The sequence below is a fragment of the Streptococcus sp. V919 genome (assembly GCF_054353475.1).
The window spans coordinates 448499-470890 of record NZ_JBTHHY010000001.1 but is presented as its reverse complement, the minus strand read 5'-3'; the positions used below and the strand labels follow the sequence as shown (position 1 = coordinate 470890).

Annotated in this window: 19 protein-coding genes; 1 reads left to right on the top strand and 18 read right to left on the bottom strand. The window is 38.8% G+C overall.

Going from position 1 to position 22392, the window contains the following annotated elements; translation table 11 throughout:
• Positions 1–58: 58 nt before the first annotated feature.
• The 8 genes from ACXYSK_RS02555 to eno form a co-directional block, all read right to left on the bottom strand.
• Complete coding sequence (locus ACXYSK_RS02555; protein WP_458624917.1) at positions 59–787, bottom strand: metallophosphoesterase family protein; 729 nt, start codon at positions 785–787, stop codon at positions 59–61.
• Complete coding sequence (gene recN / locus ACXYSK_RS02550) at positions 788–2455, bottom strand: DNA repair protein RecN (protein WP_458624916.1); 1668 nt, start codon at positions 2453–2455, stop codon at positions 788–790. It lies immediately after the preceding gene.
• A 6-nt stretch (positions 2456–2461) separates the two neighbouring features.
• Positions 2462–2893, bottom strand: coding sequence for an arginine repressor (locus tag ACXYSK_RS02545; RefSeq protein WP_458624915.1), 432 nt, complete (start codon positions 2891–2893; stop codon positions 2462–2464).
• Positions 2886–3701: a TlyA family RNA methyltransferase gene (locus ACXYSK_RS02540; RefSeq protein WP_458624914.1), complete on the bottom strand. Its 816-nt coding sequence runs from the start codon at positions 3699–3701 to the stop codon at positions 2886–2888. Before ACXYSK_RS02540 ends, ACXYSK_RS02545 begins: the two co-directional genes overlap by 8 nt.
• Positions 3694–4569 (bottom strand): polyprenyl synthetase family protein, encoded by an 876-nt coding sequence (locus tag ACXYSK_RS02535; protein ID WP_458624913.1) that lies wholly within the window; start codon positions 4567–4569, stop codon positions 3694–3696. Before ACXYSK_RS02535 ends, ACXYSK_RS02540 begins: the two co-directional genes overlap by 8 nt.
• Positions 4566–4778 (bottom strand): exodeoxyribonuclease VII small subunit, encoded by a 213-nt coding sequence (locus ACXYSK_RS02530; protein ID WP_075567625.1) that lies wholly within the window; start codon positions 4776–4778, stop codon positions 4566–4568. Before ACXYSK_RS02530 ends, ACXYSK_RS02535 begins: the two co-directional genes overlap by 4 nt.
• Positions 4756–6096, bottom strand: a complete 1341-nt coding sequence (xseA, locus tag ACXYSK_RS02525) for an exodeoxyribonuclease VII large subunit (RefSeq protein WP_458624912.1) — start codon at positions 6094–6096, stop codon at positions 4756–4758. Before xseA ends, ACXYSK_RS02530 begins: the two co-directional genes overlap by 23 nt.
• A gap of 177 nt (positions 6097–6273) precedes the next feature.
• The gene (gene eno, locus ACXYSK_RS02520; RefSeq protein ID WP_006151137.1) at positions 6274–7578 is read right to left on the bottom strand and encodes a surface-displayed alpha-enolase; all 1305 of its coding nucleotides are present in this window, start codon (positions 7576–7578) and stop codon (positions 6274–6276) included.
• A 163-nt stretch (positions 7579–7741) separates the two neighbouring features.
• Between eno and ACXYSK_RS02515 the strand changes: the two genes are divergently transcribed.
• Complete coding sequence (locus ACXYSK_RS02515) at positions 7742–8188, top strand: DUF1694 domain-containing protein (RefSeq protein ID WP_254725811.1); 447 nt, start codon at positions 7742–7744, stop codon at positions 8186–8188.
• On the opposite strand, the gene ACXYSK_RS02510 is transcribed toward ACXYSK_RS02515, so the two are convergent.
• The 10 genes from ACXYSK_RS02510 to ACXYSK_RS02465 form a co-directional block, all read right to left on the bottom strand.
• On the bottom strand, positions 8185–9300 hold the full coding sequence (locus ACXYSK_RS02510; RefSeq protein ID WP_458624911.1) for a glycerate kinase: 1116 nt from the start codon (positions 9298–9300) through the stop codon (positions 8185–8187). The two genes, ACXYSK_RS02515 and ACXYSK_RS02510, sit on opposite strands and share 4 nt — an antisense overlap.
• Positions 9301–9318: 18 nt before the next feature.
• Positions 9319–9960, bottom strand: coding sequence for a phosphoserine phosphatase SerB (gene serB, locus ACXYSK_RS02505; RefSeq protein WP_458624910.1), 642 nt, complete (start codon positions 9958–9960; stop codon positions 9319–9321).
• Positions 9961–10022: 62 nt separating this feature from the next.
• Positions 10023–11456 carry a glycogen synthase GlgA gene (gene glgA, locus ACXYSK_RS02500; RefSeq protein WP_458624909.1) on the bottom strand — a complete coding sequence of 478 codons (1434 nt, stop codon included), beginning with the start codon at positions 11454–11456 and terminating at the stop codon, positions 10023–10025.
• The gene (glgD, locus tag ACXYSK_RS02495; RefSeq protein WP_458624908.1) at positions 11453–12592 is read right to left on the bottom strand and encodes a glucose-1-phosphate adenylyltransferase subunit GlgD; all 1140 of its coding nucleotides are present in this window, start codon (positions 12590–12592) and stop codon (positions 11453–11455) included. Before glgD ends, glgA begins: the two co-directional genes overlap by 4 nt.
• Positions 12582–13724 (bottom strand): glucose-1-phosphate adenylyltransferase, encoded by a 1143-nt coding sequence (locus ACXYSK_RS02490; protein WP_214261847.1) that lies wholly within the window; start codon positions 13722–13724, stop codon positions 12582–12584. Before ACXYSK_RS02490 ends, glgD begins: the two co-directional genes overlap by 11 nt.
• Positions 13714–15642, bottom strand: coding sequence for a 1,4-alpha-glucan branching protein GlgB (gene glgB, locus ACXYSK_RS02485; RefSeq protein ID WP_458624907.1), 1929 nt, complete (start codon positions 15640–15642; stop codon positions 13714–13716). Before glgB ends, ACXYSK_RS02490 begins: the two co-directional genes overlap by 11 nt.
• 419 nt (positions 15643–16061) lie before the next feature.
• Entirely contained in the window at positions 16062–18344 is a 2283-nt protein-coding gene (pulA, locus tag ACXYSK_RS02480; protein ID WP_458624906.1) for a type I pullulanase, read from the bottom strand.
• A gap of 106 nt (positions 18345–18450) precedes the next feature.
• The gene (ligA, locus tag ACXYSK_RS02475) at positions 18451–20409 is read right to left on the bottom strand and encodes an NAD-dependent DNA ligase LigA (protein WP_458624905.1); all 1959 of its coding nucleotides are present in this window, start codon (positions 20407–20409) and stop codon (positions 18451–18453) included.
• A gap of 93 nt (positions 20410–20502) precedes the next feature.
• Positions 20503–21762, bottom strand: a complete 1260-nt coding sequence (locus ACXYSK_RS02470; protein ID WP_458624904.1) for a nucleobase:cation symporter-2 family protein — start codon at positions 21760–21762, stop codon at positions 20503–20505.
• Positions 21762–22343 (bottom strand): xanthine phosphoribosyltransferase, encoded by a 582-nt coding sequence (locus tag ACXYSK_RS02465; protein ID WP_458624903.1) that lies wholly within the window; start codon positions 22341–22343, stop codon positions 21762–21764. Before ACXYSK_RS02465 ends, ACXYSK_RS02470 begins: the two co-directional genes overlap by 1 nt.
• Positions 22344–22392 lie beyond the last annotated feature (49 nt).

Below are 22392 nucleotides of genomic sequence, written 5' to 3'. Positions count from 1 at the left end.
ATCTATTAATTATAAAATGTTTTTAATATTTTGACAAGACCATACCCTGCTAGGAGTACTAATCTTCAGCAACAAAGCCATCATTTTCGATGAAATAGCGGTCAGTCATACCTTGGTCAGTAAAGACAATACCGTGAAGGACACCGCCATAAACAGCTCCTCCATCCATTCCAATCTTACCGTCTTCTGTAATCCAAAGTTCTGCTGTACCGCGTTCTTGATTCAGTAAACCATAGACTGGTGTATGTCCAAAGACAATCGTTTTACCAGTATGATTAGCTGCTTCATGGAATGGTTTTCTGAGCCAAACTTTCTTGTAATCTGTAGTATCATGCCAGTCATCCAAAGTCAAATCAATACCAGCATGAACGAAGATATACTTATCTGTTTCAATCACAAAAGGCATCTGACGGATAAACTCCACTAAGTCAGCTGCTTCAGTTTCAACACGCTTAGCATCTTCTACACCATCTACTTGTGCATCCAATGGGCGACCTAGAATAGAATTAATAGTTGTATCCCCACCATTACGACGATAGTGGTCATAGCTTTCTTCAGGGTTATCCAACCAAGTTAAAAACATATACTCATGGTTCCCTGATAGGCAGATAGCTCCTTCATTATCAACCAAATCCTTGACCATTTCAAGGACACGTCGACTATCTTCTCCTCTATCAATCAAATCTCCAAGAAAGAGTAATTGAGTCTTACCATCCCATGTTTTTAGAAGGTCCTCAAGCATTCCTGCTTTCCCATGAACATCTCCAATAACATAATAGTCTGTCATTTATTTCTCCTTACTTTGCAATAATTCTCTCGCTTGACTAAATGCTGCTTCAGTTACATTTTCACCTGCCAACATCTTGGCAACTTCTTCCACTCTTTCATCAACTGTTAACAAGCGAACGGTTGAAACGGTTGAATGCTCATTACTAATCTTTTCAATGAAGAACTGATAATCAGCAATGGCAATGACTTGAGGAAGATGCGAAATAGCTAGAACTTGGCCATGCTGACCAATCTTATGAATTTTCTGTGCGATTGCTTGAGCTACACGACCTGAAACTCCTGTGTCTACCTCATCAAATACAATGCTCGTCTTTCCTTCCTTACGAGAAAAGGCAGACTTAATAGCTAACATCAAACGAGATAACTCACCACCAGAAGCTACTTTTACTAATGGTTTAAAGTCTTCTCCAGGGTTGGTTGAAATATAAAATTCAACACTCTCATTCCCTTCGCGACTGAATTTTCCTTTAGTAAACTGAACCTGAAATCGAGCCTTGTCCATATAAAGGTCTTTAAGCTCTTGTTGAATCTCAATTTCTAATTGTTGAGCTAAGTTGTGGCGAGCAGACGCAAGTTTACTTGCTAAATCAACCAGACTTACTTCTAATTGCTTGAGTTCTGCTTCCATATCTTCTGAAGAAAGATTATTACCAGTAAGTAAATTGTATTCTTCAGTTATTTTTGCAAAGTATAACAAGACATCATCGACATTTCCACCATACTTACGTGTAATGGCATGTATGAGATCTAAACGACTCTCAATCTGCATCAAGCGATTGCCGTCAAAATCTAAATCTTCGATAATATCCTCTAAACGTTTGGTGACATCTTCTAATGCATAATAAGATTCTGATAAAGAAGTTGATATTTCACGGTACTCAGCATCATACTCTTCTAAACTTTCCATGTCATTCATAGCAGAACGCACGTTAGCCAGACTTGAAAATTCTTCATTATCTAGCATGGTATAAGCATTAGTTAGCGTATCAGCAATATTTTTATGATTCAGAAGTTTATCGCGTTCTTGATTGAGTTTGAGGTCTTCACCTGGCTGTAATGCTGCAGATTCAATCTCTGCCATCTGAAATTCTAACATTTCAATACGAGCCTTATGTTCTTCTTGATTTTTCTTAATCTCAAGAAGTTGCTTGCGCATTTGACGGTAGGCATCAAAGTTAGTCTGATAAGATTGTTTCAGTTCAAGAAAATCTGTATCACCAAACTCATCCAGCATCTGAATATGTAATTGTGGGCGCATTAACTCTTCTTGGTCATGCTGACCATGAATGTCGACTAGATGTTGTCCTATTGCGCGTAGAACAGAAAGATTGACCATCTGTCCATTAACTCGACTAACACTGCGCCCGTTTTGTAAAATTTCACGACGAATGATGATTTCATCACCTAAATCGATACCTTGCTCATCAAAAATCTCTTGAAGGGGGAGACTATTTTCGATTGAGAAAAGACCTTCGATTTCTGCTTTAGGTGCACCATGACGAATGACATCTGTTGTTGCTCTGGCTCCCAGCATCATGTTCATAGCATCGATGATGATAGACTTCCCGGCACCAGTTTCCCCAGTCAGAACTGTCATTCCTTTCTCAAAATTAAGTGAAATAGCCTCAATGATGGCAAAGTTTTTAATTGAAATTTCAAGTAACATAAGGTCCTACCACTTTTTAACTTGCTCTACAATTTCTACAGCTGCTTCTTCAGTTCGCGCTACAATTAAAATTGAATTATCATCTGTTAAACAGCTAAAAATCTTATCTGAAAATGATTGAGTTAATTGACTTTTAACAAAAATTGAATTTCCAGGAATGACATCCAAATTGATGAGATTTCCCATTCGTTCAAAACTTTCAATATTGTTCTCAGCCAACTGTAAACTTTTGACTACTGACTTTGGTAATTCGTAGACATAAGTATTGTCTTTCAATGGAATTTTTACAATTCCTAGTTCTTTGATATCTCGAGATACAGTTGCTTGAGTAGCGGAGATACCTGCTTCTTTTAAATGTTCAACGATTTCTTCCTGAGTACCGATTTGATAATCAGTCACAAATCTTCTAATCTTCTCAAGTCTCTCTTTTTTATTCATCTTTAAACTCTCTATGTGCTTTTTCTACTAGTGGTTCTATTTCAGAAACCACCTGATTACTTGCGTGTTCTTCCTTACGTAAATAAGCAAGAAACTCAATATTACCGTGGCCGCCTTGTATAGGTGAAAAATCCAATCCTAAAACGGAAAATCCTTCTGTGACCGTCATTTCTGTTACCGTTTCTAAAACATTTTTGTGAACCTTAGCATCTCTAATAATCCCATTTTTCCCAATTTGTTCTCGACCGGCTTCGAACTGTGGTTTTATGAGGGCAACAACTTGTCCTTGATCAGCTAAGACTCTATGTAGAGCTGGAAGGATGAGACTCAATGATATGAAACTCACGTCAATACTTGCAAAACTAGGTTCTTGTTCAAAATCAGTCTTTTCAGCATAACGAAAATTAAACTGCTCCATACTAACAACACGTGAGTCTTGGCGCAATTTCCAAGCCAGCTGATTGGTCCCGACATCAACTGCATAAACTAATTTTGCTCCATTTTGAAGCATGACATCCGTAAAGCCTCCTGTTGAAGCTCCAATATCAATGGTCGTTTTACCTTCAACTGATATTTCAAAATTTTCCAAGGCTTTCTCAAGTTTCAAACCTCCTCGGCTCACATACTTAAGCTTCTCACCCTTGAGTTTTAATTCAGTATCATCTGGGATTTTTTCTCCTGGTTTATCAAAACGCTCACCATTTAGAACAGCAACAACCAAACCAGCCATAACGCCACGCTTAGCTTGTTCTCTCGTTTCAAATAACCCTTGTTTGTAGGCAAGTACATCTACTCTTTCCTTAGCCATTGATTCTCAAACTTTCTACTATTTTTACAATTGGTTCCTTATCAAAGGTTACTAACTGACTAATCTCTTCCAGTTTTGCATTAGCTTGATCCAAAGTTTGGTTACAAAAAGTTTTTGCTTCATCTAATCCTAACAAGGCAGGATAGGTCGATTTTTCAGCTTGCAAATCTTTCTGGGGTGTTTTACCAATTTCTTCAAAGCTAGCTGTAACATCAAGAATATCATCTCTCACTTGAAAGGCAAGACCAATCAACTCTCCAACTGTTTTAAGAGTTATTTGAATAGTTGTATCCAATCCAGCGATGATTCCAGCTGCATGAAAAGGAAAGGCTAATAGTTTACTAGTCTTATTAGCATGGATAGTCCGAAGTTCTTCTAGGTTTAAATGTTTTCCTTCACCTTCCATATCCAAAACTTGTCCAGCTACCATCCCCATACTTCCAGAAGCAAGTGATAGATTTGCTATTAAGTCTACCTTGATTTCGTTTGGCAAGTCTGCCTGCGCTATTAAGGCATAAGGATCTAAGAAGAGAGCATCTCCTGCCAAGATAGCTATATCCTCTCCATATACTTTATGATTAGTCAACTGCCCTCGACGATAATCATCATTATCCATAGCAGGTAAATCATCATGAATCAAACTACCTGTGTGAATCATCTCAAGCGCTGCTGCAACCTGAGCATGAGCTAGTGTGATTGGCACCTGCAAAGAGTCCAAAACTTCTAAGAGAAGATAAGGACGAATCCGCTTGCCACCAGCATGAATGGAATATAGAACCGCTTCTCTTAGATTTGAAGCTATTTGTCGCTCACCATAAAACTCCTCAAGAGCTGACTCAACCAAGTCTAGTTTTTCTTGCTTGTTCATAGAAGTTCGCTCTCTGTTCCATCTTCTTGCATGACTTTAACTAAGGTCTTTTCTGCTTTATCAAGTGTTGCCTGCAATTCCTTTGATAAGATCATCCCTTTTTGAAAAGCTGCAATGGCATCTTCTAAAGCAATTTCTCCATTTTCTAAGCTCTGAACAATAGTCTCAAGTTCTGCTAAATTTTCCTCAAATTTCTTCTGTTTTGACATCTTTAACCTCTAATTCTACCTGACCATCTCGCATCAATAACGTTACTTGATCAGTTTTTTTCAAATCTTTTGCTGACGATACTACGGCATCCTCTTTTTTCACAATCGCATAACCTCTGGCTACGATACGACTAGTATCTAACATGAGTAGCGCTTCTGACAAACGTTTGACATCGGCAACCTTGGCATCATAAACTACTGCCATCTGACTACGAAGTAACTTTTCAAATTGGAGTAGACGGTCCTGATAACGATGAACCTTATTGATTGGTGATAACTGCTCTAATCGATGAACTAGTTCTAATACTCTTTGCTCCAGTCTAACTAGTTCTGAATTTACACTTTGTTTGAGACGAAGCTGTAACTGATCCAATCGTTGTAAATAACCATCATATAAGCGTTCAGGTTGCCTGAAAATAACAGATTGGCTTAGTACTTTTAATGCTTTTTCTTTTTTAGATAAAGTGTTTTGTACAGCTGTAGCCATACGTCTCTCTTGATTCTTCAGATAAGTCAAAAGATCTAACTTAGTAACAGGAGTCGCTAGTTCTGCTGCAGCAGTTGGAGTTGCTGCTCTCTTATCTGCTACAAAATCTGACAAAGTAACATCCGTCTCGTGACCAACACTTGAAATAATCGGTAAACGCGATTCAAAAATAGCACGAACAACTATTTCCTCGTTAAAGGCCCAGAGATCCTCTATCGAGCCACCACCACGACCAATGATAAGTACGTCTAAGTCATCACGTTCATTAGCTTTAGCAATGTTGCGGGCAATCTCCTCTGCTGCTCCTTCACCTTGAACCTTGGTAGGATATAAGACAATTTCCACACCAGGAAAGCGTCTGCTTACGGTTGTAATGATATCCTGGATAACAGCTCCACTACGACTTGTCACTACCCCGATACGGTTTGCAAACTGCGGAATTACTTGCTTAAAGCGGTCTTGAAAAAGTCCTTCCTCTGAAAGCTTCTTTTTCAGTTGTTCAAACTGAAGGGCAAGTGCGCCGACACCATCCGGCTCTGCCTTTTCAATAATAATTGAATAACTTCCACTTGGTTCATAGACTTGAACTCGGCCGACTACATTAATCTTCATGCCTTCTTCCAAGTCGAACCCAAGTTTCTGATAGATACCAGACCATATGGTTGCTTGGATAACAGCTCGATCATCTTTTAGAGAAAAATATTGATGAGTTGGACGCTTCCGGAAGTTAGAAACCTGACCAGTTAAATAGACCCTCTCCAAGTATGGGTCTTTATCGAATTTCATTTTCAAATACTTGGTCAAAGTTGTTACCGACAAATACTTTTCCATCTCAACCTCCTTCTTTCTCTAGTTTTTCCTGGGTATTATTATACCAAAAAACCGTTTAAAAATCTCTTTTTTCACCTCTAGAATACGAAAACGAAACTGAATTCTTTTAACCTTCTCTTATAATATACAAAAGCCCTTGGAAAACTCCAAGGGCTTTAATTAGTTCACTGAACTATTTTATTTTTTAAGGTTGTAGAATGATTTCAATCCACGGTATTCAGCTACTTCACCAAGTTGATCTTCGATGCGAAGCAATTGGTTGTATTTAGCGATACGGTCTGTACGTGAAAGTGAACCAGTCTTGATTTGTCCTGCGTTTGTTGCAACTGCGATGTCAGCGATTGTTGAATCTTCAGTTTCACCTGAACGGTGTGATACAACAGCAGTATAACCAGCTTCTTTCGCCATTTCGATAGCGTCGAATGTTTCAGTAAGAGTACCGATTTGGTTAACTTTGATAAGGATTGAGTTAGCAGCACCTTCTGCGATACCTTTTTCAAGGTATGAAGTGTTTGTTACGAAGAAGTCGTCACCAACCAATTGAACTTTACCACCAAGACGTTCAGTAAGAGCTTTCCATCCGTCCCAGTCGTTTTCGTCCATACCATCTTCGATAGTGATGATTGGGTATTTGTTTACCAATTCTTCAAGGTAGTCGATTTGTTCTGCAGCAGTACGTACAGCAGCTCCTTCACCTTCGAATTTAGTGTAGTCGTATACTTGACGTTCTTTATCGTAAAATTCTGATGATGCACAGTCAAATCCGATAAATACGTCTTTACCTGGAACATAACCAGCAGCTTCGATAGCAGCAAGGATAGTTTCAACACCATCTTCAGTTCCTTCGAAACGAGGAGCGAATCCACCTTCGTCACCTACGGCTGTTTCAAGACCACGAGATTTAAGGATTTTCTTAAGAGCGTGGAAGATTTCAGCACCCCAACGAAGAGCTTCTTTGAATGTAGGTGCACCAGCAGGTACGATCATGAATTCTTGGAAAGCGATTGGAGCATCTGAGTGAGAACCACCGTTGATGATGTTCATCATTGGAGTTGGAAGAACTTTAGTGTTAAATCCACCAAGGTAGCTGTAAAGTGGGATTTCAAGGTAGTCAGCAGCAGCGCGAGCTACAGCGATAGACACACCAAGGATTGCGTTAGCACCCAATTTACCTTTGTTAGGAGTACCGTCAAGAGCGATCATAGCACGGTCGATAGCTTGTTGGTCACGTACATCGTAGCCGATAATAGCTTCAGCAATGATGTTATTTACGTTGTCAACAGCTTTTTGTGTACCAAGACCACCGTAACGAGATTTGTCACCATCACGAAGTTCAACTGCTTCGTGTTCACCAGTAGAAGCTCCTGATGGAACCATACCACGTCCGAAAGCACCTGATTCAGTGTAAACTTCTACTTCAAGTGTTGGGTTACCGCGTGAGTCTAGGACTTCGCGAGCGTAAACATCAGTAATAATTGACATTTTTTACTCTCCTTATGAGTTAAATTTTTTACACCTCTATGATACCTTAAAAAGAGACCTTTTTCAAGAAAAAACGTTATCTTTGTGCAAATTTTCCTTAAGTCGAAAAAGTAATCGCTTTCTTTTTCCTTTTATCTTGAAACTTTTGTGATATACTATATTTATGACTGATGTATCTAAACAAATCCTAGAAAAGGCCAACGGTGGTCTTAAACTAAATCCTGATGAACAAAGACGTTTTCTCGGAACATTTGAAGAACGTGTCCTTGGCTATGCAGACCTTGAAACTGCCGATGATGATAAATTTCAAAAAGGATTTTTAACAATTTTAGAAACCTTTAAAAAAGAGACTGAACCTCTATTTGTCAAAATTTCTCCTCAGGTTGAATTTGACAAACAAGTCTTTTATCTAAAACAAGCTAAAGAAGCTGAATGTCAAGCAACCATCGTTTCCGAAGACCACAACTCTTCTCCTTTTGGTCTCATTATCCATAGCGATGCTCCGGTTCAAACAAGTGAAAAAGACCTCAGAAAGGCCTTCTCAGACTTGTGGCAGGAAAAAGAGATGAAAAAAACTACGACTTCTCTCTGGAAAAAATGGTTTGGTTAACTCTGTTTCAATGATAAGATTTGACCGATATTTGCTGCAGTATTTTCTAAATAAGTTGCTGCATTTTTTAAACTATCTTCTAATGGTTCACTTTTTTCTAGAATAGAAAATGCAGCGACGATATTCTCAAATGGTAGGGGAGGTAAATCTTCTGCCAAACTACCACAAATTGCAATGACCGGAACACCCTTGGGTGTTCTTTTTGCTACACCGATTGGCGCCTTACCTGCCAAACTTTGAGTATCCAACCTACCTTCACCAACGATAACGAGATCCACATCTACAACCTGTTCATCAAATTTTACTAAATCTAAACAAGTTTGGATACCAGATACAATCCCTGCTCCAGCAAAGGCACACAAACCAGCTGCAATCCCACCACCAGCTCCAGCACCCTCTAATTTTAATATTTCAGGTGCGACTTTACCATAAAAGTTTTTAATTAAAGTATCAACTTCTTGGAATTTAGCAGGGTTTAATCCTTTTTGTTTTCCGAATGTATAGGTGGCGCCATGAGGTCCACATAGGGGATTGGTTACATCCGCTAAAATTTTGATATGGATATCATCAGGAATGAGACTAACACGACTATCCAAAATCTCATTGATTTCAAACAAGGATTGGCCACGAGCTTTAAGCTCAATTCCGTGTTCATCATAAAACTGATAGCCAAGACCTGAAGCAATACCAATACCCCCATCGTTACTAGCTGTTCCACCGACACCGATGTAGATATCTTTTATACCTTGCTCTATTAAATGTAGAATCAGCTGTCCAATTCCCTTTGTTTGAATCTCTAGTGGATTTCGTTTTTCATAAGGTATCTTAGCAAGACCTACTAAATCAACAACTTCAAATAGAGCTAGTTGACCTTTTTGAAAATAGGGCATCTGAACCTCATCACCAAAAGGTCCTGTTACCTGACTTGTATGTTCTTCAAGACCTAAAGAATTTTTTATAGCAGCAACGGTTCCTTCTCCTCCATCGCCTACAGGCAAAAGTACACATTCTGAATCAGGCAGAGCTTTTTTAAAGCCCCGTTTTATAGCTTCAGCCACTTGGTTAGCAGGGAGACTCTCCTTAAAAGAGTCAGGTGCAATAATAATTTTCATCTTGATTTCTCTTTCTACCTAAAGGTATCCTATCTTATCTAACACCTTCATCATATCTCTATCATCTACCTGAAGATTTATTTCTTTTTTCACAATATCCTTAGCACAAAAAGCTATTCCAAGCCCAGCTCTTTTAAGCATTTTTAGGTCATTAGCCCCATCCCCAATAGCAATTGTTCTCTCGATTGGCACCTCTAATTGATCTGCCCATCTTACTAGAGTTTCTTCTTTGACTTCTCTAGTGATCACTGGCCCAAAAAGATTTCCAGTTAAGTTCCCAACTTTGATTTCTAGTTGATTAGCAGCAAATAATGAAATTCCTAAATCCTTTGCTAATCTTTCAACAATTGTAGTAAATCCACCTGAAACCAAACCAACTTCAATCTGACTTTCTTTGAGAGTTTTAATAAACTGCACAGCATTTTTACTAAGGTGAAGTTCATGATAAATCTTATCAAAGGCATCTATAGAAAGTCCTTTTAAGAGGGAGACACGTTTTTTCAGACTCGATTCAAAGTCTAATTCCCCTCTCATCGCTTGAGCAGTTATCAGAGCTACTTCCTTATCACAATCTGCCTCTTTCGCCAATAAATCAATGACCTCTTCTTCTATCAAGGTCCCATCAACATCTAGGATACAAAGTCCTCTGGCTTTATTCATCTATCTTCCTTACTTTCATCATCTCAAAAAATCGTATGAAAACTTCATACGATTTTAACTATTTAGTTTGCTAAACTGTGATACAAATCAAGGTAAGACTGACAAGCTGTATCCCAAGAGAAGTCACATTCCATAGCTTGAACTTGAAGATTTTTCCAAACATCTGGATGATTATAGTAAACATCCAAGGCAGTTTGTAGAGCCCAGTTAAGCCAATATGGAGTTAAGTTATCAAAACTAAATCCAGTGCCAGTTCCTTCAATCGCGTTAAATGGTTGAACAGTATCTCTCAACCCGCCTACTTCATGAACAAGTGGTAACGTTCCATAACGCATAGCCATCATTTGAGAAAGTCCACAAGGTTCAAAACGACTTGGCATGAGGAAAATATCACAGGCTGCATAAATTTCTTGTGCTAGCTTGACATCAAAGGTAATATTGGCAGAAAGTTTATCTGGGAATACTTGACCAAACCATGAGAAGGCTTGTTCAAAACCAGGATCACCTGTACCCAAGAGAACAATTTGAACATCTTCTTGAAGCATGCGATGCAAACCTTCAACAACGACATCAAAACCTTTCTGTCTTGTCAAACGCGACACAATACCAATCATTGGGACATCGGGACGAACTGGAAGACCAAGCTTCTCTTGCAATTTAGCTTTGTTCTGAGCTTTTCCTGACAGATCAGATTTGTTAAAATGGTAATCCAATAAAGGATCCGTCTCTGGATTGTAAAGATCAGTATCTATCCCGTTTACGATACCAGAAAGCTTACCAGATTCCATACGGAGTATCTGATCCAAACCACATCCAAACTCTGGTGTCATAATTTCATGAGCATAGCTTGGTGATACAGTTGAAACACGATCGGCATAAAGAATACCAGCCTTCATCCAGTTAAGGCAATCATTCCAACGAACAGTACCATCCGCATAGCGCTCAAAACCAACTCTAAATAAGTCCCAAAGCATACCCTCAGAGAACTGACCTTGGAATTCCAAGTTATGGATGGTTAAGATGGTTTTAATATTCTGGTAAGCTTGAATCCATCTATATTTTTCCTTCAACAAGAAAGGAATCATTGCTGTATGGTAATCATGGGCATGGAGAACGTCAGGTATGAATCCAATACGCTCCATAGCTTCTAGGGCTGCAAGTTGGAAGAAGGCAAAGCGCTCACCATCATCGAAATCACCGTAAACGTGACCACGGAAGAAATAATATTGATTGTCAATAAAGTAGAAAGTAACACCGTTTAAAACTGTTTTCTTAATTCCACAAAATTGTCTGCGCCAACCAACATACACTTCAAATTGAAGAACATCTTCAATCTGGTCACCAAACTTGGCTTCCACCATGTCATAGTATGGCAAGATAACAGCAACTTCTTGTCCTGCTTTTACTAATGATTTTGGAAGAGCGCCGATAACGTCTCCCAAGCCACCTGTTTTTGAAAAGGGCGCACCTTCGGCTGCTACAAATAAAATTTTCATGAAAGGATATCCTCTGTTACTTTTTCGCCTTTTTTGATGACAACAGGATTTTCTGCTGTACCTCGAATGACAACTCCCTCAGCTATTTCAGCACCCTTATCTACGATTGCATATTCTACCTGAGCACCCTTACCAATGACCACACGTGTAAAGAGGAGACTATCTTTGACTAAGCTGTCTTCATGTACGCGGACATTACGGGATAATACAGAGTTGACTACTTCACCTTCGATAATACTACCAGAAGCAAACTGAGACATAGCTACTTTAGAGCTTGATGCATAGTAAGTTGGCTCTTCATTTTTAACCTTAGTATAAATCTTTTGGTTCGGAGTGAACAATGAGTAGAACTTATGTAAATCGAGCATATCTTTATTCGCTTGGTAGTAAGTTTCTACAGAATGAATATTTGCCAAATAACCAGTATACTCGTAGGCAAAAGCACCTTCTTTTGCTGCCAAATCACGAAGAACATAACGTAATTTTTCTGGATATTCTTTTTGAGCTTCTTCTTCCAAACGTTTAATCAACCATTGAGTGTCTACAACAAAGATATCTGTTGACATGTTGTAAAAATCTTGATTTGATTTTTTATCAAAGAGTTTGTGAGAAACCACATGGTCAGTTTCATCGATATCAAGGATTGCATTTACTTCTGAAATATCCTTCTTAGGTAGTTTCTTATAAACAACTGTGATAGGAGATTTTGTAGTATTATGCAAATGGAAAACCTGAGCAAGATCAATATTTACCAAAACGTCACAGTTCAAGGAAACCGTTTGGTTAGATTCAGAACGTTTTAAATAAGTCAAGAGTTGTTGATAATACTCTTTACCGACCGTGCTACTTTCTACACGTGTATTGTAAATACCCAAATAGTAGTGACTAAGTAGTGTATTCAAGCCCCACTCGCGACCTGAACGAATGTGGTCGAAAACTGAGCTGATATTATCTTGTTGGAAGATTCCAAAGACACTACGAACACCAGCATTTGCTAAACTTGAGAGTGGGAAGTCAATCAAGCGATACTTTCCTCCGAATGGCAAACTCGCCACAGGACGATTACTCGTCAAGGTTGACATATCATGAAAACCAACAGTGTTTCCTAAAATCGCTGAATATTTATCAATCTTCATCTGTTGCTACCCCCACTACTTCGTTATACCCGACTACTTCTACTTCTTCCGTTCCATCAATTTCTACACCATCAGCAATGATAGCACCCTCACCAATAATGGCACGTTTAATCTTAGCACCTTTTCCGACTACTGCTCCACTCATGATGACAGAATCAACAACTTCTGCTCCTTCACGAACTTGAGCTGCTGTAGATAAAATAGAGTGCTTCACGGTACCATTTACATAACATCCATCAACTACGAGAGAGTCTTCTACATGAGCATGTTCTCCAATAAAGTTTGGTGGAGAGATAAGGTTACGAGAATAGATTTTCCATTGACGATTACGACTATCTAGAGCGTTGTCTGGAGAAATATATTCCATATTTGCTTCCCAAAGCGATTCGATAGTGCCGACATCCTTCCAGTATCCACTGAATTCATAGGCATAAACACTTTCTCCAGACTCTAGGTAGTTAGGAATAACATTCTTACCAAAGTCTGACATGTCAATATTATTCTTTTCAGCTGCAACGAGCATATTGCGCAGACGTTTCCAATCGAAAATATAAATCCCCATTGATGCCTTAGTTGATTTTGGTTGGGCAGGTTTTTCTTCGAATTCAACAATACGATTATTAGCATCTGTATTCATGATACCAAAACGGCTAGCTTCTTTAAGCGGAACATCCAAGACCGCTACTGTCAAACTGGCATTATTGTCCTTGTGTGATTGGAGCATATCATCATAGTCCATTTTGTAGATATGGTCTCCTGAAAGAATCAAAACATACTCAGGATTGATGCTATCGATATAGTCGATGTTTTGGTAAATCGCGTGACTCGTACCTTCGAACCAACGATTTCCTTCACTTGCAGAGTAAGGTTGAAGGATAGAAACACCTGAATCAATTACATCAAGACCCCAACTAGAACCGTTCCCGATGTGATTGTTAAGAGCAAGAGGTTGATACTGTGTGATAACCCCAACATTGTGGATACCAGAATTGGCACAGTTTGAAAGAGCAAAGTCAATGATACGGTAGCGCCCACCAAATTGCACGGCAGGTTTTGCAATGCTTTGAGTGAGTTTACCGAGACGAGTTCCTTGCCCACCGGCAAGGATTAAAGCTAGCATTTCATTCTTCATTTTCTACTCCTTTTTGTGATTTATTTGATTCTTTTTTTGTAGGTTTCAAGCGACGTTTGATTTTCCAGATACTTGCACCCATTGCTGGCAAAGTAAAGGTCAAAGTCTGCTCATAATCCTTCCATAACCCTTCTTGAGTTTGAACAGTTTGGTTATGTTCTTTCCAAACACCACCCCATTGTTCCAACTCTGTATTCCAAATTTCTTCGTAAATACCTGCAACTGGTAGTCCAATTGTAAAATCAGGACGTTCAACCGGTGCCATGTTGAAGACACAGACTAGCATCTCACCTTTTTCACCCTTACGAATAAAGGATAGAACACTTTGATCTCTATTATCAGCATCGATGATTTCAATTCCATCATAACTTGTATCAATTTCCCAAAGACAACGATGGTCTTTATAAAGTTGATTCAGTTGAGATGTGAAGTATTTCATCTTAGCATTCATTGGATCTTCAAGGTTTGACCACTCTAATTGCTCTTCTGATTTCCACTCTAAGAATTGACCGAATTCGCTACCCATAAAGAGTAATTTCTTACCAGGGTGACAAATTTGATAAGTATAAAGGTTTCTCAGGCCAGCAAACTGATTGTAGCGATCTCCCCACATCTTATGCATCATACTCTTCTTACCATGAACCACCTCATCATGTGAAAATGGTAGGAGATAATTTTCATTAAAGACATACATAAAACTGAAGGTTACAAGGTTAAAATCATACTTGCGGTAAATTGGATCTTCTTCGTAGAAACGGAGAATGTCATTCATCCAGCCCATGTTCCACTTGTAGTCAAATCCAAGACCACCGATCTCTTTCGGACCTGTTATTTTAGTTGCCGAAGAGCTTTCTTCTGCAATCATCATGACATCAGGGTGAGCTAGCTTAATAACAGTATTTAAACGCTGAAGGAAATAGTAACCTTCATAGTTGAGATTGCCACCATCTTTATTTGGTGTCCAAGGTGCATTATCATAATCAAGATAAAGGATATTACTTACAGCATCTACACGGATACCATCTAAATGATAAAAATCAATCCAGAACTTAATGCTAGAAATCAAGAAGGATTGCACTTCGTTTTTCCCTAAGTCGAAGTTTAATGCTCCCCAACCATAGTTATGAGCTTTGTTATGGTCTTGATATTCAAAAGTTGGTGTTCCGTCATAATAAGCTAGAGCATCATCATTGATTGTAAAGTGACCAGGAACCCAGTCCACAATAACTCCGATATTGTTTAAATGACACTCTTCAACAAAGTCTTGAAACTCTTCTGGTCTTCCGTAAGAATGTTCTAAACCAAAATACCCCATCAGTTGATAGCCCCAGCTCAAACCAAGCGGATGCGACATCAAAGGCATAAACTCAATATGAGTGTAGTTCATCTCAACTAAGTAAGGAATCAACTCTTCTTTTAATTGAGCAAAACTGTATGGAGTTCCGTCTGGATTTCTCTTCCAAGAACCAGCATGAGCCTCATAGATATTAACTGGTCTTTCAAAAAATCCCAAACGTTTTCTACGAGCTAACCAAAGTCCATCCTTCCATTTCTTTTCTGGGATTTCTGTTAAAACAGCCCCTGTTCCTGGACGTGCTTCATACCGAACAGCTAAAGGATCAATCTTCATAAGCTGATGACCGTTAGCCCGTGTGATATGATATTTATAAATCTGACCCTCTTGGGCTAAAGTTGTAAAAACTTCCCAAACTCCAGATTCATTTCGAACCATAGGGATTTGATTTTCAACCCAATTAGTGAAATCACCAACTAGATGAACAGCTTGCGCATTTGGAGCCCAAACACGGAATGTGTAACCCCATTCCCCGTCTTTCTCCTCACGATGTGCGCCCAAATAGTGCTGAAGATGGAAATTTTCGCCTGTTGTAAAAGTTCTTAAAGCTTCTAATGTATCCATAAATCCCCCTTTATATTGTAAGCGTTTTCTATATTTGTATTATACTATCTTTTTAGAAAAGTTTCAACCAATTTCCGAATTATCATAAATATTTTTTTGAAAATCTTCAAATTATTATCTTGACATTTCTAAAAGTTTCAGTATTGTCGATATTTTTACATGATTTAAGCTTCCATACATCAAATCACTTACAATATTTTCACCAATCTTTATTTTATAAAATAGACGCTTTAAAAACCTAACATTATTTTCAAATAATTTTCATTTTGTTCGGATAAAGTATCTTGAGTACAATTTTATCAAATTTTCTGAAATTTTCAACTATTTATTGTATTTTTCCATATTTTTTATTATTAGGATAAATTATAGATAACCACAACAAAAAAACTCAAGATAAAATCTTGAGTTTCATTAAAGATTTATGATAAAACATTCATAACAGCTACACTCACGTTGTCAAGGGTATTTTCTTGATTTGAACAACTGTTCGTAATCAACATTTCGAGATTACCAGCATTTTCATAATAGTGAGATTCACCCTTAGCATTAAAGACAACTAGGTAATGCTCATCATCTCCTTGAATCTCATAAACAATCCACCCACTATTTTCAATGGCTGTATGGACAAAGACATGACGATAAACTTCCTCATATGTAGGGTATGAAAAGGCACTACTCTTTGTTTTAAGACCTATTATCTGACGAATAAATTCAATGCTATCCTGACGTTCATGAATCAAGTCCCAGTTTACCTGGTTAACTGAGTCTGGAGCATTGTAACTGTTCATAGCGCGTTCACGGTCGGCATGGGTCATTTCCCCATTTTCACCTGTAGGAACTAGCTTGGTACGCCCAAACTCTTGACCGAGTTCCATAAAGGAAATACCTTGCATAAGCAGATTCATAGCAGTTGCTGTTTCTACTTTTTTCATGATGCTAGCTTGATTTTCTGTTGGATGGAGTGTCGCTAACAAATCATGCAAATTATAATTATCATGGGCTTCTACATAGTTGACAACCTGGTTAGGGCTTAGATAAGAGCCCAGTTCTCGACTACCAAGGATAGCTTTGGCAACAATTGGTTCTGTGGCAGCACCACTAACAAAACCAGACTTGATTTCTCCATAGACTTCGCCACCTTTTACAGCATCACGTTGGTCATCATTGAAAAATCCAATATTTGGTAACTGATAAGCATTATCTTTCTTAGCCTTATCATATGGTGCAAGACCTGTACCCATATCCCAGCCTTCTCCATAAAGGATAATTTTAGGATCAACTTCATCCATTGCCCAACGAATCATCTGCATCGTTTTAACATCATGGATTCCCATCAAATCAAAGCGGAAACCATCGATATTGAATTCATTTACCCAATAGAGAAGTGAGTCAATCATATACTTACGGAACATTTCGTGTTCGCTGGCAGTTTCATTTCCTACACCTGTCCCATTTTGATAACTTCCATCACGGTTCATTCGGTAATAATAATCTGGTACTGTTGTTTGGAATGGAGAATCAACAGTTGAAAAAGTATGGTTATAGACGACATCCATGATAACGCCGATACCAGCATCATGATAAGCTTGAATCATCGTCTTCAAATCGCGGATGACTTTCCCTGGATCATTTGGATTCGTAGACATGCTGGTTTCTGGTGCATTGTAATTTTGTGGATCGTAACCCCAGTTGTAGGTCACATTACCATCTGCATCATACTCTTTGTGACGATCAGCAATTGGCTGTAGTTGAACATAATTCACACCAAGTTCCTTGATGTAGTCAAATGAAGTAGACTGGCCATATTGATTGACCGTTCCAGTTTGAGCAGCACCCAAGAAAGTACCTCTTAATTCTGGGGCAACACCAGAAGTTTCAGACTTGGTCAAGTCACGAACGTGCATTTCGTAAACAACCGCTTGGCAAGGATTTTCCAATCGCCAAGTTGCTTCCGCCCCGTTCTTAACTTCAAATCCATCAACTTGACGTTCTTCTTCTGAAAGGATTGCTGAACGTTTCCCATTTGGACTTGTCGCAATTGTGTATGGATCGAGGGTTAATGAGTGATGATGAGGAAAATCTATCTGGTATTGATAAGCGCGACCTGCAAGACTTTCTGGAACTGTTAGAGTCCAAACACCAATTGTATTATCCTTGTGACTATAAGAATAACTATTCCCACGTTTCATCTCATAGGTTTTTAGAATTGGAGCATCATTGCTGGCTGATTCATAGACCACAACTTTTACAGTAGTTGCTGTTGGTGACCAAAGTTTAAAGTTCGTTTCTTCTTCGGAAACCTTGCATCCCAGTTCTCCTTGGTAACCCCAGTGGTGGTCAAAACTTGCACTATTGATAGCCTTATCAAAAGCAAATGGATTTTGGTCTTTATAGTGTGGACTTGCAATGGCTGGATTTTCAGAATAATAAACCGTATCATCGCCATCCAAAATCCATACTTCTGTCAATAGTGGATAATAATTAAATCGGATAGGGTATTCTTTTATCTCCCCATCTTTTTCTACTCTAAAAATAAATTGTTCAAGAGGTGTTTCACTTGCTTGAGTCAATGAAAATGTAGTTCCAAAATATTCTTCTTCTCGGATAAGTTCTTCGGAATCTTCTGGAATTTTACTAAAGTTACATACCTCGTATGCTTCATCCTTGCGATGATAATGAATAAGTACAGGATAATTGTACATGAATCTCCCTAATTTCTAATTATTAAATGTAAATCATATAATTTCTTGTAAAATTTTTCGAGTTGAACCAAGAAATCATAGATGAATATTTCCAAGTGTGTATTGGTTATAAACTCTCCAACCAAGCTTCGTCACGTATGTCAATTCCTAGTTCTTGAGCTTTTTGAAGTTTGCTACCTGCATCTGCTCCTGCTACTACGAGATCTGTCTTCTTCGATACACTTCCAGTAACCTTAGCTCCAAGATTTTCTAGTTTACTTTTTGCTTCAGAACGAGTAAGACGTTCAAGTTTTCCTGTTAATACAACAGTTAGTCCTGACAAGGCCGCATCTGCTGCAACTATCTGTCCTTTATAATCTAGATTAACACCTAATTCTTTTAATTCGCTTAAAAGGATTTTAGAACCCTCAGTTGCAAAGTAAGTCTGCAAACTTTGAGCAATCACAGAACCCAAACTCTCAATAGTTGCAATTTCTTCTGGATTTGCCTGAGCCAAAGCTTCAACAGAATGAAAATTTTGGAGCAATAACTGACTTGCCTTACTTCCTACATGACGAATTCCTAAACCAAACAAGAGTTTTTCAGCAGAGTTTTCTTTAGATGTTTGAATAGCTTGATAAAGTTTTTGGGCAGATTTCTCCTTAATGCCATCTAGCAAGAGGAAATCTTCCACAGTCAAACGATAAATATCTGCTACATCCTTGACCAATTGTGCTTCAAAAAGTTTTTCAACGACTGATGGACCAAGACCTGAGATATTCATGGCATCACGCGATGCGAAGTGCGTCAAGCCTTCCTTGATTTGAGTAGGACATCGCGGATTGATACAACGAAGGGCAACCTCATCTTCAAAATGCAAAAGCTTACTATCACAACTTGGACAGTTTGTTGGAATATCGAGTTTTTCTTCAGACACACGCTTAGATTCAACGACACGTAAAACAGCTGGAATGATATCCCCTGCCTTATAAACGATCACCGTATCATCCTTACGGATATCCTTTTCTGCAATATAGTCAACATTATGAAGAGTTGCTCGACTAACAGTAGTACCTGCAAGTTGAACTGGGGTAAGATTAGCAGTCGGAGTTACAACTCCTGTTCGTCCAACTGTCCAGTCAACAGAAAGGAGCTTTGCTTCTTTTTCTTCTGCAGGGAACTTATAAGCCACTGCCCACTTGGGTGCTTTGACTGTAAAACCTAGTTGCTCTTGACCGGCTAAGTCATTAACCTTAATCACAATACCATCGATATCATAAGGCAGCTGGTCTCTTTCTTGACCTACTTCTTGGATAAAATCCCAAACTTCATCCATACTGTGAGCTAATAGGCGTCTATGATTAACCACAAAACCTAACTGTTCTAAATGTTCCAAAACCTTCTCTTGGCTATCCCGTGTTGAAGGACTAGCTTCCTGATAGAGGAAGGTTGCAAGATTACGTTTAGCTACTACTGCTGTATCTAACTGGCGAAGAGTACCTGCAGCAGCATTTCGTGGATTAGCAAATTCTGGCTCGCCGTTTTCTTGACGCGATTGATTGACCTGATCAAATGATGCCCTCGGCATATAGCATTCACCGCGAACAGTGATATCTAATTTTTCTGGTAAAGATAAAGGAATGTCTTTCACTCGTTTAAGATTTTCAGTGATGTTTTCACCGATGGAGCCATCACCACGAGTTGCCCCAACAACAAAAAGTCCTTGCTCATAAGTCAAGGAAATCGATAAACCATCAATCTTCAACTCACAAATATAAGTGACATCATCCAATTCTTTACGGACACGCGCATCAAAGGCATCCAATTCTTCACGTGAAAAAGCATCCTGCAAACTATAGAGAGGATACTGATGACTATATTTTTCAAAACCATCGAGGATCTTTCCACCTACACGATGTGTCGGGCTTTCTGGCAAGACTTGGTCCGGATGAGCTTTTTCTAACTCTACCAATTCACGATAAAGACGGTCATACTCACTATCAGATACAGATGGATTGTCACTTGTATAATACTCTGTCGCATAGCGATTGAGCAACTCAACGAGCTCTTTCATTCTTTCATTCATAAAACCATTTTACCATAAAAAGGGCCATAGAAACAATACTCAAGCTCTAAAAACGAAAATGAGAAGGGCTTTTCTATCCCTTCTCACTAATTTTTATTTTTTACGGTTCAAAATAGCGTTCAAGATAATAGCTACTGTACTTGCAATAACGATACCATTTGAGAAGAACATTTGTAATTCAGTCGGTAAAGTATTGAAGAGGTTGCTTCCGTTCAATCCAACCCCAGCAGAAATAGACACTGCTGCAATGAGGAAGTTGTGTTCATTATGCTCAAAGTCTACACGAGCCAAGATTTGCATCCCTTGGAGCGAAACAAAACCAAACATGACGAGCATAGCACCACCAAGTACAGGACTAGGAATAATCTGTGCCAAGGCTCCAAACTTAGGCAAGAGACCAAGCAAGATAAGGAAACCAGCTGCGTAGTAGATTGGCAAACGAGTACGAATACCTGAAAGTTTCACCAAACCTACGTTTTGTGAAAATCCTGTATAAGGGAAGGTATTGAATAGTCCACCAAGTAAAACAGCGAGACCTTCAGCACGATAACCATTGCGGAGACGAGTGCTATCAATTGGATCTTTAGTAATATCAGAGAGAGCAAGATATACACCTGTTGATTCTACCATTGATACAGTAGCGATGATACACATCATGACAATAGATGAAATCTCAAATTGTGGAGCACCGAAGTAGAATGGAGTTGGGATATGAACAAGTGGAGCTTCTGCTACTGGAGAGAAATCAACCAAGCCCATAGTTGCAGCGATAATCGTACCGGCAATCAAACCAATCAAAATCGAAATAGATTTGATAAATCCTTTTGTAAAGATATTAACCAAAAGAATAATGAGAACAGTAAGCATTGCCAAGGCTAAACTTTGACCGGTTGGTTTTTCTACGTTATTTCCCATATTTCCAATAGCAACTGGAATCAAGGTCAATCCGATAGTTGTGATAACAGAACCAGTTACGATAGCAGGGAACAGATTGGCAACCTTAGAAAAAATACCTGAAATCAGGATGACATAAATCCCTGAAGCAATCAAGGCTCCAAACATAGCACCACTACCATGACTCTGACCAATCATGATAAGAGGAGCAACAGACTGGAAGGCTACACCAAGAACGATTGGCAATCCAACACCGAAGTGTTTATTGAGTTGCAATTGTAAGAGAGTTGCAACCCCACACATAAAGATATCTGTTGAGATAAGGTAGGTCAACTGTTGAGCTGAATACCCCAAAGCACTTGCAATCATGATTGGTACTAGGATTGAACCTGAATACATGGCTAGCAAGTGTTGCAAACCAAGAACGGCCGCCTGTGAGTGTTTTTCTTGTTGTTTCATTAGATGTCTGCCTCCTTGAAGATAACTTTTCCATTTTCAAAACGCTCTAATCGCGCTAGTGACACTACTTGATGACCTGATTTTTCTAACAGTTGACGGCCATCTTGGAAGGATTTTTCAATCACAATTCCGATGGCTTCAACTCTAGCACCAGCTTGCTCGATAATCTGAATCAGCCCTTTAGCTGCTTGGCCATTTGCCAAGAAATCATCGATAATCAGTACTTTATCTTCAGGAGATAAGAACTTCCCTGCAATCGATACGGTACTAGTTACTTGTTTCGTGAAAGAATAAACTTCAGCAGTCAAAATTCCTTCATTCATCGTGATATTTTTTGCCTTTTTAGCAAAAATCATGGGTACATTTAATTGCTCTGCCACATATAAGGCTGGGGCAATCCCAGATGCTTCAATGGTTACAACTTTTGTAATGCTAGCATTTTTAAAATACTCTGCAAAAGTACGACCAATCTCACGCATCAAGGAATAATCAACTTGGTGGGTCAAGAAGGAATCCACCTTAAGAATATTCTCACCAAGAATATTCCCATCTTTTAAAATACGTTCCTCTAGTATTTTCACAATAACCTCCGAAATAAAAAGGGACTTACAAAGTAAGTCCCTTGGAAAT